12 protein-coding genes and 1 pseudogene are annotated in these 17,671 nt (G+C 67.2%); 8 read left to right on the top strand and 5 right to left on the bottom strand.

Annotated features, from left to right (window positions below; genetic code table 11):
• Positions 1 to 143 precede the first annotated feature (143 nt).
• The 3 genes from ACFO0G_RS17455 to ACFO0G_RS17445 form a co-directional block, all read right to left on the bottom strand.
• On the bottom strand, positions 144 to 1,472 hold the full coding sequence (locus ACFO0G_RS17455) for a DUF4192 family protein (protein WP_376979217.1): 1,329 nt from the start codon (positions 1,470 to 1,472) through the stop codon (positions 144 to 146).
• 123 nt (positions 1,473 to 1,595) lie between these two features.
• Positions 1,596 to 2,942, bottom strand: coding sequence for an MFS transporter (locus ACFO0G_RS17450; protein ID WP_286403410.1), 1,347 nt, complete (start codon positions 2,940 to 2,942; stop codon positions 1,596 to 1,598).
• A gap of 51 nt (positions 2,943 to 2,993) precedes the next feature.
• Positions 2,994 to 3,932: a proteasome assembly chaperone family protein gene (locus ACFO0G_RS17445; RefSeq protein WP_286403408.1), complete on the bottom strand. Its 939-nt coding sequence runs from the start codon at positions 3,930 to 3,932 to the stop codon at positions 2,994 to 2,996.
• A 257-nt stretch (positions 3,933 to 4,189) separates the two neighbouring features.
• On the opposite strand from ACFO0G_RS17445, the gene ACFO0G_RS17440 reads away from it, so the two are divergent.
• The 5 genes from ACFO0G_RS17440 to ACFO0G_RS17420 all read left to right on the top strand — a co-directional run bounded on the left by ACFO0G_RS17440 (position 4,190) and on the right by ACFO0G_RS17420 (position 10,307).
• A complete protein-coding gene (locus ACFO0G_RS17440; RefSeq protein ID WP_286403406.1) occupies positions 4,190 to 5,713 on the top strand; it encodes a leucyl aminopeptidase in 1,524 nt (507 codons plus the stop codon).
• A gap of 254 nt (positions 5,714 to 5,967) precedes the next feature.
• Positions 5,968 to 7,353, top strand: coding sequence for a dihydrolipoyl dehydrogenase (gene lpdA / locus ACFO0G_RS17435; RefSeq protein ID WP_142134277.1), 1,386 nt, complete (start codon positions 5,968 to 5,970; stop codon positions 7,351 to 7,353).
• A gap of 114 nt (positions 7,354 to 7,467) precedes the next feature.
• On the top strand, positions 7,468 to 9,240 hold the full coding sequence (gene sucB / locus ACFO0G_RS17430) for a 2-oxoglutarate dehydrogenase, E2 component, dihydrolipoamide succinyltransferase (protein WP_286403403.1): 1,773 nt from the start codon (positions 7,468 to 7,470) through the stop codon (positions 9,238 to 9,240).
• 149 nt (positions 9,241 to 9,389) lie between these two features.
• Positions 9,390 to 9,743 (top strand): hypothetical protein, encoded by a 354-nt coding sequence (locus ACFO0G_RS17425; protein ID WP_286403402.1) that lies wholly within the window; start codon positions 9,390 to 9,392, stop codon positions 9,741 to 9,743.
• Between the two features lie 135 nt (positions 9,744 to 9,878).
• Positions 9,879 to 10,307: an OsmC family protein gene (locus tag ACFO0G_RS17420; protein WP_286403400.1), complete on the top strand. Its 429-nt coding sequence runs from the start codon at positions 9,879 to 9,881 to the stop codon at positions 10,305 to 10,307.
• 81 nt (positions 10,308 to 10,388) lie between these two features.
• Here the strand turns inward: ACFO0G_RS17420 and ACFO0G_RS17415 are convergent, their stop codons facing one another.
• Complete coding sequence (locus ACFO0G_RS17415) at positions 10,389 to 13,916, bottom strand: S41 family peptidase (protein WP_286403398.1); 3,528 nt, start codon at positions 13,914 to 13,916, stop codon at positions 10,389 to 10,391.
• 73 nt (positions 13,917 to 13,989) lie between these two features.
• On the opposite strand from ACFO0G_RS17415, the gene ACFO0G_RS17410 reads away from it, so the two are divergent.
• Entirely contained in the window at positions 13,990 to 14,892 is a 903-nt protein-coding gene (locus ACFO0G_RS17410) for a TIGR01777 family oxidoreductase (protein WP_286403396.1), read from the top strand.
• A gap of 100 nt (positions 14,893 to 14,992) precedes the next feature.
• Here the strand turns inward: ACFO0G_RS17410 and ACFO0G_RS17405 are convergent, their stop codons facing one another.
• Positions 14,993 to 16,744: a serine/threonine-protein kinase gene (locus tag ACFO0G_RS17405; RefSeq protein WP_286403394.1), complete on the bottom strand. Its 1,752-nt coding sequence runs from the start codon at positions 16,742 to 16,744 to the stop codon at positions 14,993 to 14,995.
• A gap of 125 nt (positions 16,745 to 16,869) precedes the next feature.
• Between ACFO0G_RS17405 and lipB the strand changes: the two genes are divergently transcribed.
• Both lipB and ACFO0G_RS17395 read left to right on the top strand, forming a co-directional pair.
• Positions 16,870 to 17,547: a lipoyl(octanoyl) transferase LipB gene (lipB, locus tag ACFO0G_RS17400; protein ID WP_286404368.1), complete on the top strand. Its 678-nt coding sequence runs from the start codon at positions 16,870 to 16,872 to the stop codon at positions 17,545 to 17,547.
• Positions 17,544 to 17,671, top strand: a pseudogene (locus ACFO0G_RS17395) (lipoyl synthase); the annotation flags it as partial. The gene lipB and the pseudogene ACFO0G_RS17395, both read left to right, overlap by 4 nt.

Genomic DNA, 17,671 nt, shown 5'->3' with positions numbered 1-17,671 from the left:
CGGACCCAACCGGGTCTCGGCATCCATTGTCTCATGATTTGCCCGGATCCGGCTTCCCCTGCTTCCATCCGGTCCCGCCACTTGCTGAAGGTCTTGCCCATGCCGGCCGGTATATCCCGCTCCTGACTCCGGCCGCCCGCCCCTCACAGCGCCCGGCTTTCACCCGGCAGTGTCTTCCCCGAACTTCTGCCAGGCCGCCTCCTTGCGCGCCGCCCAGCCACAAAGCGTTCCCCTGCCCACGAGATCCAGCAGAAGTTCGGCGAGCCGGTATTCCGGTCCAGCTCGAGGGCCTGCTCCAGGTGGGCGGCAGCGTAGGAACCGCGGCCCCGGCACCACGCCACCCAGCCGCGCATGGTCAGCGCCGCGGCAGCAGCCTGCCCTCCCAGCACAGCCAATTGCCCGAGGACCCGGTCCAGTGCTTCCAGGCCTGCCCAGTCGGGAACGTCGGGCGCAACACCCATGAGCACCTCGCCGTAGCCGGCTGGAACGGAACCGGAGCGGGCCACGCCTTCCGTAGTCCGGCGCGGCGGGCGAAAGGCAGCTGCCCGTCCTCCTGCCGTTTCCGTCCGCGGTTTGCCCACTGGCAAGGCCCGGAGGGGGAAATCGGCCGGCATCAGCAGCGGCAGCAACACCACGGACTCGTCGGCGCCGCCCCCGTCATCTCCTTCCGCAAAGACGTTGAACTGTTCGGCGCCGGCTTCGGCAGCGCTCCTGCCCGCGGCGGCCATCACCATCACGGCATCCCGCCACGTGGGGACCAGGAGCGTGGCACGAAGAAAGGCATCCCGCTCGATATCAGGCACCCCGGCATCCGCCGGGGCCCGGTCCAGCAGCATCTGCCAAAAGCCGAGCACGGCCTTGAACTGCGCACGGCTTCGGGACCGCCATCCCAACTCCTCTTGCCAGCCGGCCTGGGCTTCAAGGACCGCGGCCAGGTGCATGGCAGGCACCGCCGCTTCAGGTGCGCTGCCGGCCCTTGGTGCCGGGCCGACGCTGCTCCCCCGGTAGACCATTTCCGTATTCAGCATGCTGTCCCGGATCTCCTGCACCGGACGCCCCGGAAGCGGGCAACATGAACCATCGCTGCACAGGGCGTCCCGCCAATAGTCATCGCCCACAAACCAGGCAGCACGGACCGGCATCCCGCCTTCGTCAAGGGAACACTGCACTGTGGAGATAAGGAGGTCGTAGGCGCTCGGCGGGACCATTCCGGCGTCAGTGGTGAAGACGGCCAGCAGCGCGCCGTCGGCATCCTGGTCTGACTCAAGGTAGCGCCGGACGGCGCCGGCAAACCCGAAAGGATCGCCTGGCCCGTCGGGTGACGGAAGATCAAGCCGCAGCGTGGCGCCAAGCCTGGTGCCGTGCAGCGTCATGGCCACCAGGCTGGAAGCGGGCCAGTACCCCAGGCTGTGTGGAATGAAGCCAAGAATGTCTTCCGGCCCGCGGATTGTTAATCGTTCTGGAGCTGTCATGGCTCCAGCTTTCGCCGCCGGCGCTGCCGCGGGCAGGGGCAAGTTCAGCTATGTGGGCAAACGGCCCGGTGGAGGAACAGTGACAGAAGGAGGATCTGCGGCAAAGGAAGGAACGAAAACGCCTCAGTCGTCGGTGCGCGCCGGCTGGCGGCGGCGCGCCAGGCTTTCCCGGCGCTGCCGGGCCAGGGCGCTGCGCAACGGCGGCACTACAATCCCCTGGGCCGCCATCTGCCGGCGCACTTTCCGCCGCGAGGCCACAATGGCGGCGGCGCCGAGAGCCAGCAGCAGGAACTGGACGCTCAGGGCCAGGCGGAAGGGCTCCAAACCGTACAGCACCCCCTGCGAGAACCCGGTGGCGTAGAGGACATCGAGCACCAGGCCGATCAGGAAGATGGACACCAGGGCAGCGATGAAGCCGCCGACGTTCACGATCCCGGTGGCAGTGCCGATTCGATGCGCCGGGTTGAAGGTCCGGGCGAAGTCGAAGCCGATCATCGAACCAGGACCCCCGATGGCCAGCACCACCACAAGTCCGGCCAGCAACCACAGCGGAGCCCGCCCGGGCAGCAGCAGTACGGCCGCCCATGCTGCTGCCGTGGCGCCGGCAATCAGCAGCACCATGGTGGAGCGGCGCAGTGGGTGGCGCGAAACGAAACGCCCAATGAAGGGGCCCGCCGCCATGGCCGCGGCGACATAGAGCGCCATCAGTGCGGCAACAGTGCCTGCGTCCAGGCCCTGCCCGGAAATCAGGAACGGGTAGCCCCAGGTCATGGCAAAGACGGTTCCGCTGAACTGGATGGTGAAGTGGCTCCACATCCCCAGCCGCGTGCCGGGCTGGCTCCAGGCGCGGGCCAGCGAGGCCCCGGTTGCCCGAAGCCCCTGCCGGGCGTGCGGCCGCTCGGTGCCGGGGGGAGCGTCCTGCAGCAGCAGGACGACCAGTACGACGGCGACTCCGGACATTCCCGCCAGCATCAGGAAAGCGGGGGTCCAGCCGGACAGGTGCAGGACCGTTGCGAAGGGCAGGACGCTGAACAATTGCCCCAACTGGCCGGACATGCCGGTCAGTTGGGTTACCAGCGGGACGCGGGCGGGAGCGAACCAGAGCGGTATGAGCCGGATGACCGAGATGAAGGTCATCGCGTCGCCGGCACCCACCAGGACGCGGCCCAGGACTCCCCCGGGGATGCTGTCGGCAAACGCCAACTGCAGCTGTCCCAGCCCCATCAGGACCGCACCGCCGGCGATCATGACGCGCGAACCAAGCCTGTCCACCAGCAGGCCCACGGGAATCTGGAGTCCCGCGTAGACCAGCAGTTGCAGGACAGTGAAGAAGGAGATGGCCGACGCCGTGGCGTGGAAGCGTTCGGTAGCTTCAAGGCCCACCACGCCGAACGAGGTCCGCTGCGCCACGGCCACCAGGTACCCAAAAATTCCGATGGTCCAGATAAGCCAGGCGCGGGGTGCAGTCACCACTTCATTATGCCCGGCGGGACGCCGCTTTCCGGGGCGTTGTGACCAGCGCTACTGCCCCGGGTTCTCCCTGGCCAGGTAGGCCTCCACGGCTGCGCCCAGGTCATCGGCGTCCGGAAGCTCATCATTCTCGTTGGCCAGCAGCGACCTGCGCACGATGCCGTCGGATTTTTCGTCGTACCGGGTTTCGAGGCGGGACACCACCTGCTGGACTTCCTCCGACGCTTCGATCTGCTCGGCGATCTGGCGGCTGACCTCGCGGCCTGACTCGCGAAGCCGGTCGGTGGGCAGCATCAGGGACGTGGCGGCGCCCAGGTATTCCAGCCCGGCGACGGCGGCGGTGGGGTACTCGGCTTCGGCAAGGTAGTGCGGCGCGTGGATGACGTAGCCGGCGACATTCCGTCCGGCTTCCACGAGGCGCAGCTCCAGGATGTGCCCGACGGCGGCGGGAACTTCGACCGTGGGTTTCCACACCGAGATGCCCTCGATGAGTTCCGGCCGGTTCCCGTGCACCGTCACCCCCACGGGGCGGGTGTGCGGCACGGGCATGGGAATGGAGTGGATCCAGGTGACGAGGTTGACGTCCAGCTTCTCCACGATGTTCACCACGGCGCGGGCGAACCGTTCCCACTGCAGGTCGGGTTCGAAGCCGGCCAGGAGGAGGAACGGCTTTCCCAGTCCATCCACCAGCCGGTAAAGGGCCAGCCGAGGCTCCTGGTAGTCCTGGATATGGTCTTCGACGAAGCTCAGGTGTGGGCGCCGTGACCTGTAGTCGATCAGTTGGTCGGCGTCGAAGACGGCAACGGGCTGGGCATCGAGGGAGTCCAGCAGTTCTGCGTTGATCTGCTTCACCACGTGGCCTGCGTCGGCGAATCCGGTGAAACCCATCACCAGGTTCAGCCCCTGGAGTTCGGGGCTGTGGAACAGCTCGATGTTGCTGGCATAAAGCGCGTCGGGGTCCAGCAGGGAGCCGGAAATCCGTTCAAGCACGGCATGTTCCTTTCAGGGGTGCGGGTGGACATCATTCATAACGCGGCGGGGCCACCCGGCATTCCATCAGCCGGTGTGGCGCACCTCTCAGGAAATTCTCCTGCGGCGCCGGGGAAGGGCTACGATCGGAACTGGCCTGCCAGGCGGGCTTGCACGCACCCCGGGGACCGTCCAGAACGGCCGGATCCGGGCCACCATGGCAGAGCGCCCAACATGCATCCCTGCCCGAACGTTTCGAGAATTGAGGACTCATCCCTGTGGTCAAGAATACTGAAGTCAACCTTAGTACCGTCGCGCGGGACCTGAAGAAGAACCCCAGTGATGCAGTGGTCATCGGGGTGGGCCAGGGAACTGACGGGCCGGTCCTGTTGGATAACCCCCTGACCGCAAAGTCCGCCGAGGCCCTCGCGGACTCCCTCAAGGCACTGGGTGTCACCGGCGCCGCGGACCAGCTGGTCCGCCTGCCCGGCCTGCCCGAGACCGGGGCCGGCATCCTGGTCCTGGCCGGCGTCGGCAAGGTTCCCGCCAACGGGCCGCTCACGGGCGAGTCGCTCCGCCGGGCAGCTGGATCGGCCGTCCGGCAGCTGGCCGGCCTGGCCACGGTCACCCTGGCATTCCCGACGGCGACGGTACAGGACGTCACGGCCGTCGCCGAGGGTGCCGCCCTGGGCGCCTACTCCTTCACCGAGTTCCGGTCCTCCTCCGACGGACTTAAGGACCCGGTGCGCAATGCCGTCATCTTCAACGAGCTGGCCGGCACGCCGGAGCTGGAGGCGGCACTGAAGCGGGCCGGCCTGGTGGCCAAGGCCGTTAATGCCACCCGGTCCCTGGTCAACACCCCGCCGAGCCACCTTTACCCCGAATCGTTCGCCGAGGCCGCCAAGGACCTGGCCAAGGGCCTGCCCGTCAAGGTCACGGTCTGGGACGAGAAGCGCCTTGAAAAGGAAGGCTTCGGCGGCATCATGGGCGTGGGCAAGGGCTCCACGCGGCAGCCGCGGCTGGTCAAGGTTGAGTACTCCCCCGCGAAGGCCACCGCCAAGGTTGCCCTGGTGGGCAAGGGGATCACCTTCGACACCGGCGGAATCTCCCTCAAGCCGGCCCTCAACATGGGCGACATGAAGAGCGACATGGCCGGTGCCGCCGTCGTCCTTAACACTGTCCTGGCCCTCGCCGGCCTGGGCCTGCCGGTCAAGGCGACCGCCTGGCTCTGCATCGCAGAGAACATGCCCGGTGGCGGAGCGTCACGTCCTGCCGACGTCCTGACCATGTTCGGCGGCAAGACGGTGGAGGTCCTCAATACCGACGCCGAGGGCCGCCTGGTCATGGCGGACGGCATCGTCGCCGCCAGCCGCGAATACCCGGATGCCATCATCGACGTCGCAACCCTCACCGGCGCGCAGCTGATCGCACTGGGCAACCGTACCGCCGGCGTCATGGGCTCGGACAGCGTCACGGGCGCGCTCAAGGCCGCGGCGGACCGCGCCGGCGAGCTGGTGTGGCCCATGCCCCTGCCGGAGGAACTGCGCCCCACCCTGGACTCCCAGGTTGCCGACCTGGCCAACATCGGCGAACGGCACGGCGGAATGATGACCGCTGCCGTGTTCCTGCGCGAGTTCGTGGGTAAGGACAAAGCGGGCGAACAGATCCCCTGGGCGCACATCGATATTGCAGGACCGTCCTTTAATAACGGCAGCCCGTACGGCTACACGCACAAGCAGGGCACCGGATGCACCGTCCGTACCCTCATTGCGTACGTGGAGGACATCCTGGCCGCGGCTTAGGCAAGGCTGCCGGCCAGGTGTCACGCGGCCCTGCGGCGCAGGTGATTCCTGTGCCACAGGGCCGCGTGACACTGGACACAAGCGCTCCACAAACGCAGCGCCAAGGTGGAGCATGGATAGGTGGTTCGCTAAGGTGAACCACGGTAGTCACAAATGCAAGAGAGTTGCCCTGCTGACATAATCACGGCAGTGCAAGTTCCAAGACCAGATGATGCGCGCTGATCGCGTCATCGTTCACGCGAGGGAGCGTTTTAGTGGCCGATCAGGCAACTGCGCAAGAATTCGACATCCTGGTACTCGGTGGCGGCAGCGGCGGGTACGCTGCAGCGCTGCGTGCGGTACAGCTCGGCCTCACCGTCGGCCTCGTGGAGAAGGCCAAGCTGGGCGGCACCTGCCTCCACAACGGCTGCATCCCCACCAAGGCCCTGCTGCACTCCGCAGAGCTGGCCGACCACGCCCGTGACTCCGCCAAGTACGGCGTGAACGTCACCCTCGACGGCATCGACATCAACGCCGTCAACGCGTACAAGGACGGCATCATCGCCGGCAAGTACAAGGGCCTGCAGGGTCTGATCAAGTCCAAGAAGGGCATCACCGTCATCGAGGGTGAAGGCAAGCTGCAGGGCACCGACACAATCGTGGTGAACGGCACCGCCTACAAGGGCAAGAACATCGTCCTGGCCACCGGCTCCTACTCGCGCACCCTTCCCGGCCTGGAAATCGGCGGCAAGGTCATCACCTCCGACCAGGCCCTCACCATGGACACCATCCCCAAGAGCGCCATCATCCTGGGCGGCGGCGTCATCGGCGTCGAGTTCGCCTCGGTCTGGAAGTCGTTCGGCGTGGACGTGACCATCGTCGAAGGACTGCCCTCCCTCGTTCCCAACGAGGACGCCACGATCATCAAGAACTTCGAGCGTGCCTTCAAGAAGCGCGGCATCAAGTTCTCCACCGGCGTTTTCTTCCAGGGCGTCGAGCAGAATGACGACGGCGTCAAGGTCACCCTGGTGGACGGCAAGACGTTCGAAGCGGACCTGCTGCTGGTCGCCGTCGGCCGTGGCCCCGTCACGGCCAACCTGGGCTACGAGGAAGCTGGCGTCACCATCGACCGCGGCTTCGTCATCACCAACGAGCGCCTGCACACCGGCGTAGGCAACATCTACGCCGTGGGTGACATCGTCCCCGGTGTGCAGCTGGCCCACCGCGGCTACCAGCAGGGCATCTTCGTGGCCGAGGAAATTGCCGGCCTGAAGCCTGTAGTGGTCGAGGACATCAACATCCCCAAGGTCACCTATTCCGAGCCCGAAATCGCCACCGTCGGCTACACCGAGAAGGCTGCCAAGGAAAAGTTCGGCGAGGACCAGGTGCAGACCCAGGAGTACAACCTGGCCGGCAACGGCAAGAGCTCCATCCTTGGCACCTCGGGCCTGATCAAGCTGGTCCGCCAGAAGGACGGCCCCGTGGTGGGCGTCCACATGATCGGCGCCCGCATGGGCGAGCAGGTGGGCGAGGCCCAGCTGATCGTGAACTGGGAAGCCTACCCGGAGGATGTGGCACAGCTGGTGCACGCGCACCCCACCCAGAACGAAGCCCTCGGCGAAGCCCACCTGGCACTGGCCGGCAAGCCGCTCCACGGCTGATTTTCGCCGGCATTACCAGGCCCGGTGCACCCGGTCGCGCAGACCGGGTGCACTAGGCTTCCAACAAGGCAGCAACCATTCGCACTAAAGATCAATAAGGAGAACGGGGACGACATGTCTGAATCCGTTAACTTGCCCGCCCTCGGTGAGAGTGTCACCGAAGGAACCGTCACCCGCTGGCTCAAGCAGGTAGGTGACCGGGTAGAGGTGGACGAGCCGCTGCTCGAAGTCTCCACCGACAAAGTAGACACTGAAATCCCCTCTCCTGTAGCTGGCGTGATTGAAGAAATCCTGGTCGCTGAAGATGAGACCGCCGAGGTAGGTGCACCGCTGGTGCGCATCGGTGACGGCTCCGGCGGCGGTTCTGCCCCCGCAGAAGAAGCCCCCGCTGCTGCTCCCGCCGAAGAGGCACCTGCAGCCGCTCCCGCACAGGAAGCACCGGCTGAAGCAGCTCCCGCGCAGGAGGCACCTGCCGCAGAAGCACCCGCTGCCGGCGGCGGCGAAAGCCACGAGGTCACCCTCCCCGCACTTGGTGAAAGCGTCACCGAAGGCACCGTCACCCGCTGGCTCAAGGCCGTCGGCGACTCCGTCGAGGTGGACGAGCCGTTGCTGGAAGTTTCCACCGACAAGGTAGACACCGAGATCCCGTCTCCCGTCGCCGGCACCCTGCAGGAAATCCGCGTCAACGAGGACGAGACCGCCGAGGTTGGCTCCGTACTCGCCGTCATTGGCTCGGGCGCTCCCGCTGCCGCAGCTCCGCAGGCTGCACCCGCCGCTCCCCAGCAGGAAGCCCCCAAGCCCGCTCCGGCAGAGTCCGCTCCTGCGCAGACCGCTCCCGCCCAGGCCGTTCCTGCCCAGCAGGCCCCCGAGCAGGCTGCACCCCAGGCTGCCCCGGCTCCCGCCGCCCAGGCTCCTGCTGCTCCGGCAGCCCAGGAAGCAGCACCGGCCGGCGGATCCGAGTCCGGCTACGTCACTCCCCTGGTCCGCAAGCTGGCCAACCAGCACGGCGTGGACATCTCCAGCCTCTCCGGCACCGGTGTTGGTGGCCGCATCCGCAAGCAGGATGTCATCGCCGCCGCCGAGGCCAAGGCCGCACCCGCTGCGGCTCCGGCAGCAGCCCCTGCCGCCTCCGCCCCGGCTCCATCCGGCGCAGCAGCCTCGTCGCTGCGCGGCACCACCCAAAAGGCTCCCCGCATCCGCCAGGTCATCGCCCGGCGCATGCGCGAGTCGCTGGAAATCTCCACCCAGCTGACCCAGGTCCACGAAGTGGACATGACCAAGGTCGCCAAGCTGCGTGCCCGTGCCAAGAACTCGTTCCAGGCCCAGAATGGCACCAAGCTGACCTTCCTGCCCTTCATCGCCAAGGCCGTTGCCGAGGCCCTCAAGCAGCACCCCAAGCTCAACGCTGCCTACGACGAGGAAAAGCAGGAGATCACCTACCACAACGCCGAGCACCTGGCGATCGCTGTCGACACGGACAAGGGCCTCCTTGTTCCGGTCATCGCGGACGCCGGCAACCTGAACCTTGCCGGCCTGGCCGGCAAGATCGCCGACGTTGCTTCCCGCACCCGCGACGGCAAGATCGGTCCGGACGAACTGTCCGGCGGCACGTTCAGCATCACCAACATCGGTTCGGTGGGCGCGCTGTTCGACACCCCGATCATCAACCAGCCGCAGGTTGGCATCCTGGGCACCGGCGCCATCGTCAAGCGCCCCGTGGTGGTTGCTGACGAAAACGGTGACGACTCGATCGCCATCCGCTCCATGATGTACCTGTCCCTGACGTACGACCACCGCCTGGTGGACGGCGCGGACGCAGGCCGGTTCCTCCAGACCCTGAAGGCACGCCTCGAAGAAGGCGCGTTCGAAGCGGACCTGGGACTCTAGCAGCCAGCCACGAACGACGGCGGCGGGCGCCAACGGTGGGACGACCACCTGCGGTGCGCGCCGCCGTCGCAGTTTAACAGGCAGCCGGCTATGCGCCGGCCTGCGCGGCTTTGCTACAGACGGTAGAAATGACTGGCTAAGCTGGAGCCATGACTATTCTCTTCAACATCCTGGTTTTCCTGCATGTGGTGGGCGCGGCCATGATCGTGGGCTACTGGATCGCCACGATGCGGACCCCCACCGTGCACCCGCGCCAGCGTGACGGCGCCTTCCTGCAACTGCTCACCGGCATCGCCATGATGGGCATCCTTCCGTTCCTGCCGGACAAGGACCCCAACTACGCCAAGCTGGGCATCAAGTTCGTCATCGCCATCGTGGTTGCCGTCCTGGCCATCATCGGCTCGCGCAAGGTCAAGAACGGGCAGCCCGTTTCCACCGGACTCGCCCACGGCGTCGGCGGCCTGGCCCTGCTCAACATCGCCATCGCCACCATCTGGCAGTAACACCGACGCCGGGGTGCCGGTCATAATCCTCTGAGAGCGGACAATCCGTGCACCGGGGGAACCTGATCCCTAGGATGGGAAACGGTGGGCCGGCCACGCTGCCGGACCCGGATCGAACCGACGTTGAGGAGAGACATGGCTACAACACGCAACGCCCACACCGTATGGACCGGAAGCCTGACCGAGGGCTCGGGCAACACCACCCTGGACAGCTCGGGCCTGGGCACCTTCGATGTCACCTGGAAGGCGCGCACCGAGGCCGCCGGCGGAAAGACCAGCCCGGAAGAGCTGATCGCAGCCGCCCACTCGGCATGTTTCTCCATGGCCTTCAGCCACGAACTGAGCCAGGCGGGCTTCACGCCGGATGAGGTCAACACCAAGTCGGAGGTTGGCTTCCAGCCCGGCACCGGCATCACGGGCAGCCACCTGACCCTCGTCGCGCGCATCCCCGGCATCTCCGAGAAAGACTTCCAGCGCATTGCCGAGGCCGCCAAGAAGGGCTGCCCGGTGTCACAGGCCCTGGCCGGCATCGAGATCACCCTCGACGCCACGCTGCAGTCCTAGCAGTCCCGGGCCCACCCGGCCCAGAGCAACGCAAAAGGCCCTGTCCTTCCGGAAACCGGAAGGACAGGGCCTTTGTTGTTCCTAGCGTCCCTGCGGGCGGGCCGGCAGCGGCGAAGGCAACAGCTTGCGGTAGCCCGAGCGGGCCGGCGGCCGGTCCGTGGGCAGTTCCTGGATCATCTCCTTGAGCGCCCCAATGCCGTATTCCAGCTGCGGATCGCGGCCGGCTGCGTAGGCGTGAGGCGGGTAGGTCACCTCGATGTCCGGGTCAACGCCGTAGTTCTCCACGCTCCAGCCAACGCCGCCGCTGAACCAGTTGGCATAGCGCGGCTGGGTGACTCCGGTGCCGTCCGCCAGCGCAAACCTGTTGTCGATGCCCACCACACCGCCCCAGGTGCGCGTGCCAATGACCGGCCCGATGCCCCTCAGCTTTGACACCTGGGTGATGATGTCGCCGTCGGATCCGGCAAACTCGTCCGCAAGGATGATCACCGGCCCCCTCGGCGCATGGTGCGGGTACGTGCGCGGCTTCTCCCCGCGCGGCATGCTCCACCCGGTTACCTTGCGGCCGATCAGTTCCGCGACAAGCTGCGACGTGTGGCCGCCACGGTTGCGGCGCACGTCGACGATCAGGCCGTCCAGCGCTGTTTCGGTGTCGAGGTCGCGGTGCAGCTGCGCCCAGCCGTTGGCCATCATGTCCGGGATGTGCAGGTAGCCGAAGGTTCCGTTGGAGGCCTCGCGGACGGTCCGCCGGTTGCCGGCAACCCATTCCTGGTAGCGCAGGCGCTCTTCATCCTTGACGGGCACGACGGCGACGCGGCGCTGGGTGCCCTCAGCACCACCGTGCCCCGGACCGTTGAGGAGGGTCAACTCCACCGCGCGGCCCGCCGCTCCCACCAGCTGCATGGCGGGGGTGGTGCTTTCGGACAGCGGGACACCATCGATGGCCAGCAGGATGTCCCCTGCTTTGGCGCCGACGCCGGGCCTGGTGAGCGGTGAGGTGGCCAGCGGATCGGAGGACTCGCCCGCCAGGATCCGGGTAATTTCCCAGCCGTTGGCGGTGTGCGCGAGGTCGGCGCCGAGCCGGCCCTGTCCGCGGCTGCCGCGCTCGGTCACGGCAGCGGGGCGCACGTAGGCGTGGGATGTCCCCAGCTCGCCGTGCAGTTCCCACAGCAGGTCAACCAGGTCGTCATGCGAACCCAGCCGTTCCACGATGGGGCGGTAGCGGGCGTGGATGGATTCCCAGTCCTGCCCGGCCATGTCCTCGGTCCAGAAGAAGTCGCGCTGCAGCCGCCAGGCTTCATCAAATGCCTGTCCCCAAACGCTGAGCGGATTCAGCAGGACGCGGATCCGGCCCAGGTCGACCTTGACCAGCTTGCCCGACTCTTCGTCGGCCTTGGCGTCCGAAGGGACCACTGTCACCTGCTTGTCGGAAACCAGCACCACCTTGCTGCGGTCCCCGGTCAGCCGGTAGCTGTCCACGGCATCCACCAGCGTGGTCTGCTTGCGCCTGGCAATGTCGTAGCGGACCAGGCTGGGACGGGCGTCCTTGTCCTCCTGGCTGGCCTTTCCATCACCGGTGACACCGGACAGGACGGAGTCGAGCCAGAGGAGCGCGCCGTCAACAGCGTCCAGCGAGCTGTAGTTGCCCTGCGGAACCGGAACGCCAATCACGCGGTGCGCCAGGCCCTCCGCATCCACCTGGACGGCAGGTACCGTGCTGTCGCCCGCTTCGTTCTTGTCCGTGCCCTGCGCGTCCGCCTCCTGCTCCCCGCCCGCAGGATCAACCGAAGGGCCAAAGGGCGACGGCGTCTCAGCGGCGAGTGCCACCAGGTACGGCTTGATGGGGCTGGGGAAGGAAAGGTCAAAGGAATGCCCGTCGTACACCGGATCGAAGCTGCGGTTGGACAGGAAGGCAAGGAATTTGCCGTCCGGAGTGAAGGCCGGTGAGGCGTCGCGGAAACGCCCGTCGGTGACGTCCACCGGGTCGGCGTCGAGCTGCTCCACCGTGGCCAGGCGCAGCCGGCTGCGCGAGCCAAAGGACGTGACGGGTTCGGACCACGCCAGCCAGCGGGAGTCCGCCGACCATGCCAGCTCGGAAATACTGCCTTCCCCGATGCTCGCCACCTGGCTGAGGTCGCCGCTGCGGGTGTCCACCACGTACACGTCGCCGAAGGATGTACCGAGGGCGATCCACCGGCCGTCCGGGCTGGGCTCAAGGGAGCTGGCGCGCGACGGTGTGGGAACAGTGATGCCCGCCTCCGTCGCGGGTGACTCGGCCTCCGCGGCAGGGGCCGTGTCCTGGGGCGCAACATCGGCCTGCTGCTCATCGTCCGCGGGAACATGCGCAGAGCTCCCCGCCAGCACCGCGGCCCCTGATGCCGGAACGGGCTGGGGCAGGCTGACAGCTTCCGCTCCCTCAGCGCCCGCCTGTTCCGTGTCCGGGGAATCGGAGGTTTCGGAGGCGGCAGCGCTTCCGCCGTTGCCGCTCCCTGCCGTCACCTGCGCAGCGGTGTGCGGGACGGGCGCGGCAATGTCCTTGATGTGGATGGCCTCAACACCGCCATGATCGGCGATGTAGGCGATCCGGCCGTCACCGAGGGGCCTGGGCAGCCGGCCCCGGACTCCCGGCGTGGCCTCAATGATCCGGGACGGCCCGTCCTTGTGCCGCAGCCAGGAAATCGTCCCATGCGATTCCACCGCGCTGGCGGCGCCCGTGGTATCCGGCGCTACCGCGCCCAGGTGCTTGACTGCGTCGAGGAGGGCAGGACGCCTGGTCTGGGAGGCGGAGCCGAGCGTGATGTCCAGCTTTTCCGCTTCCGAATCCAGGTCCCGGAGCACCCAGAGTTCACCGGCGGACTCGAAGATGACCCGCTTGCCGTCGGTGGCGGCGTGCCGGACGTAGAAGTCCTGGTGGTCGGTGTGCCGGCGCAGGTCTTTTCCGTCGGGAAGCACCGAATACAGATTGCCGTAGCCCTCGTGGTCGGACAGGAAGGCGATCCGGCCGTCGATCCAAAGCGGGTCGGTGAGGTTGCCGTCGAGGTCGGGCAGGAGGCGCTCGAACTCACCGTTGCCGTCGCGGTCGATCCACAGCTTCCCGGCCGTGCCGCCGCGGTAGCGCTTCCACCATGCCGGTTCCCGGGACAGCACACTTGCCAGCACCACCGGGCGTTCATCGCCTACTTCAGGTCCGTACGCCACTGACTCCACGGGGCCGTAGGGAAGTTCCTGCGCCCAGCCGCCCTCGAGGGGAACGCTGTAGGCGTGGGTGTGCCGGCTTTCAGCCTGGCGGAATGCGCTGGTGACCACCACGGCGCCGCCGGTGGTGAATCCCTTGACCTTTGTGGTGCTGTGGCCAAAGTACGTGAGCTGCCGGTACCCGCCGCCGTCGACCTCTGCCGACACCACCTCCGGGGCCGTTCCCTGCACTACGGTCCACACCAGCCGCTTGCCGTCGGGGGTGAAGCGCGGGTTGCGGGCAGGCAGCTGGAGCGATGAGACGCGCCAGGCACGGCCGCCGTCCAGGGGCGCAATCCACACGTCGTCCTCGGCCACGAAAGTGACCAGATCGCCGTGCAAATGCGGGAAACGGAAGTAGCTCGAAGAGGTCATCGTTTGATCATAGTCAACCCCTCCCCTGCCGAGCGGGAGGTACACAACCCGCGCTGGCGTGGTGTGATGGACCATGCACATTGTCATCGCCGGCGCCTCCGGGCTCATCGGCACCTCCATGTCCGCAGCCTTCCGCGATGCCGGCCACTCCGTAGTGGCCCTGGTCCGGCGGCCACCTGCCGGTGCAGGCGAAGTCCGCTGGGATCCGGCGGCCGGTGTCCTGGACCCCTCGGCGCTTGCCGGTGCTGACGCCGTGGTCAACCTGTCCGGTGCCGGCATCGGCGACAGGCCCTGGACGCGGAAGCGGGTGGAGGAGCTGTTCAGCTCTCGTTTGGGCCCCACGAGGACTTTGGTGCAGGCCATGGCGCAAATGGATACGCCACCGGCAACCTTCATCAGCCAGTCGGCGTCCGGCTACTATGGCGACGCCGGCAACACGGTCCTGCGCGAGGACGCGCCTGCAGGTTCCAGCACCTTGGCCCAAATCTGCGTCGAGTGGGAGCAGGCGGCACTGGCGGCACCTGCAGGCGTGCGCGTGGTGCTGCCCCGCACGGGAGTGGTCTTCAGCCGTTCCGGCGGAGCGCTGGGAAAGCTGCTCCCGTTGCTGCGGCTGGGCCTTGGCGGTCCCTTCGGCAACGGACACCAGTTCTGGCCCTGGGTCACCCTTCCTGATGTTTGCGCCGCCTTCCTCTTCCTCCTGGACTCTCCGGTCTCCGGTCCGGTCAATGTGACCGCCCCTGAGCAGGCCGACGTCAACACGATCGTCGCGGCGCTGGCCCGTGCCCTGCACCGGCCGGCCATGCTGCGGGTTCCCGCCCCTGTGCTGCGCACGGTGATGCCGGGGCTGGGCGAGGAGCTCCTGCTGCACAGCCAGCGGATGGAACCGGCAGTGCTGGCATCCGCAGGCTTCCGGTGGCAGCACGGGAGCCTCGAGGATGCTGCGCGCTGGGTAGTCGCCAAGGACGGCTCCGCCTAGCTGCATCTACCGGCGGCCGGAAATCGCCGGGACTCCTTCCGCCACACATTGTCTTATCCGGGCTGCGTTCCGCTGCTGGTGCAGGTCCGCCGCTCCTGCTTCACTCTGCGGCAAGGATGTCGCTGACCCGCCACTGGCCGTCCACGGAGACAAGGACCAACCGAAGCGGCTGCGGCGGGCTGGGCGCCCCCGTGGCAAGCACCGTGTTCTCTTCATTGACGGTGCTGTAGCCGGAGGTGGCGGCTACCACCTTGACGACAGCATGGTCCTGGGTCGCACCCACTTCCGCCGCCACCTCGGCGAGGGTGCTGGTGAAGCCGGCCAGGCGGTCCCCCGTTGGCCGGAGCTGCGCTGCGATGCGCTCATCGGCGGCAGCTGCTGCGGAACCTGGCGCGTTCACCTCCGCAAGCAGCTCAAGCCGGCCGCTGCTGAATGCGTGGTCCCGCAGCGCGGCGAGGCCCTGCACAGCAACGGCGGGATCAGCCGCAAGGGCATCCTGTCTGGCGCCATCAACCGGTGCAAGGGCTCGTGTTCCGCCGTCCCCAGCAGCTTCGGCTGGACGTGCAGCTGCCGGCAGCGAACCGGCTGTGGCGGCTCCTGGCCACGGCGGATGTCCGGCGGCTGACAGCCACCACATTGCGGCGGCCGCTGCGGCAATGGCGGGCAGGAGGGCACGCGCCAGTATCCCCGCCCTCCGGCCGGCTACGGGTCCGCCGGCATGTTTGCCTTGCCGGACGGCGGGTGCGACAGCACGCTTCCCGGGCGGGGTGACGGACCCGGCAGTAGGTTTCGAGTGCGCGACAAGGGCGGCTTTCTTTTGGGCCAACGGCAGCTGTTGCCACATGGATCCCCGTTTGGACCGGCCAGCAGGCGGCTTGGCGGATGACTGGGTGAAGGACAAGGCGCTCCAGCGGGTCGTCGCCAGGCGGCGGCGAAGAGCCCGGAGTTTCGTCCGGAGACCGGCGCCCTTTGTTTCAGGGGCGGCGCGGCGCCGTGTGAGCAGCTCGGGCAGGACGGTGGGGTGGACAGCGTCGGAGAGGTCCACCGGCTGCGGGTCTGCACTGCGGTACACAGCCGTGGCCAATGCCAGTGCGTTGGGGCGCAGCCGCCGGTCCTCGTTCAGCCCTGCTTCCAGGGCTGCTGCCAGTTCCCTTGGGACGCCGGGAACAAGGAGTGACAGCGGCGGGCGGTCGGCGGTGCGTCCCGGTGCAGCACCTGTCAGGCAGTACCACCCAAGTGCGGCAGCGGAGTAAACGTCGCGTTCAGGCTGCAGCCCGGCACGCACGGCATCGACCGGGGACGGGTCAAGGAAACCGGCCGTTCCTGCCGTTCCTGGACAGCCAGGATCGCCCAGCATTCGGGCAACGCCGACGTCTGACAGCATGGGCTTTCCCTGCCCGGTGAACAGCACGTTCCCCGGAGATACGTCCGAGTGGGTAAACCCTTTGCCGTGAAGGTAGCCCAAAGCCTGCGCGATGGGAGTCAGTACGGTGACGGTCTCCCCCACAGTGAGCCTGCCGCGGGCGGCGACCAGCTGTGCCAGGGAACCGCCGGCAGCGTAGTCCATGGTTAACGCCGTGCCTCCACCGGGCTCCCCGAGGCGGACGGCATCGCGGGCCCTGATCAGGTGCTGGTGGTCCAGGACCGAAAGGATGCGAATCTCCCGCCGCATCTCCTCCTCCGTGTTGGCCACGCTGCCCCGCATCCTGCTGCCGGCAGTGCGGAAGCACTTGAGCGCGACGTCCCTCCCGGTCCGCTGTTGCCTGGCCAGCCACACGTCCGCGCTGCTCCCCCGCCCCAGCAGCCGGCCGACGTCGTAACCGGGGACCTCAGGCGCCTGTGCATCATCCATGGTCCATGTCTAGCCGAGTTCCCGGCCGGCTGCAGAAGTTATCCACAGCCCTGGTAGCGCAGTCACAATGGGGACGACGGTGAGCTTGGACACTAAAGCCGGCCCGCGCGGCTACGGGGTCTAAGCTGGATGCCATGACTCTTGAGTTTTCACAGCTGGGTCTTGCCCCCGACTTCGTTGATTACATGGAAGGCTGGGATGCCCAGCGCGAACTCCATGACAACGTAGTCGCCGGAGTTGCCCCCAGCACAGTCCTGCTTTTGGAGCACGCCGCCGTCTACACGGCCGGCAAGCTGACAGAGGACCATGAGCGCCCGTTTGACGGCACACCGGTGGTTCCGGTGGACCGCGGCGGCAAGCTCACCTGGCATGGGCCGGGACAACTGGTCGCCTACCCCATCCTGAAGCTGAAAAACCGCTCCGGCATCCGGGATTACGTGGAGCGCCTTGAAGAGATCATGATCACCGTCATGGCGGACTACGGCATCAAGGCCGAGCGCATCAAGGGGCGGGCCGGTGTGTGGATCAAGGCCGACGCCAAGGGCCCGGACCGCAAGATCGCGGCCATCGGCATCCGCGTGCTCAACGGAGTCACCATGCACGGCGTGGCGATCAACTGCAGCAATGACCTGGCACCATACGGGCAGATCATTGCCTGCGGCATCACCGACGCCGGGGTGACCACCATGTCCCTGGAAACGGGCCGGGAAATCACTCCCGCCGATATTGCGGACCGGTTCGTAGCGGAATTCCGCAAACATGAAGAAGCATTGGTTTCGAGCCCTGAAGGAGCTCTACTGTGACATTGGCACCTGAAGGCCGGAAGATGCTGCGGATCGAGCAGCGCAATGCTGCGGTTCCGGTGGAGCGCAAGCCGGAGTGGATCAAGGCCAAGGTCCAGATGGGCCCGGAGTTCGTCGGGCTGAA

Origin of the sequence: Arthrobacter sedimenti (genome assembly GCF_042652025.1) — a bacterium.
In the GTDB taxonomy this organism is placed as follows: domain Bacteria; phylum Actinomycetota; class Actinomycetes; order Actinomycetales; family Micrococcaceae; genus Arthrobacter; species Arthrobacter sedimenti.
This window is presented reverse-complemented; position numbering and strand designations above follow the sequence as displayed.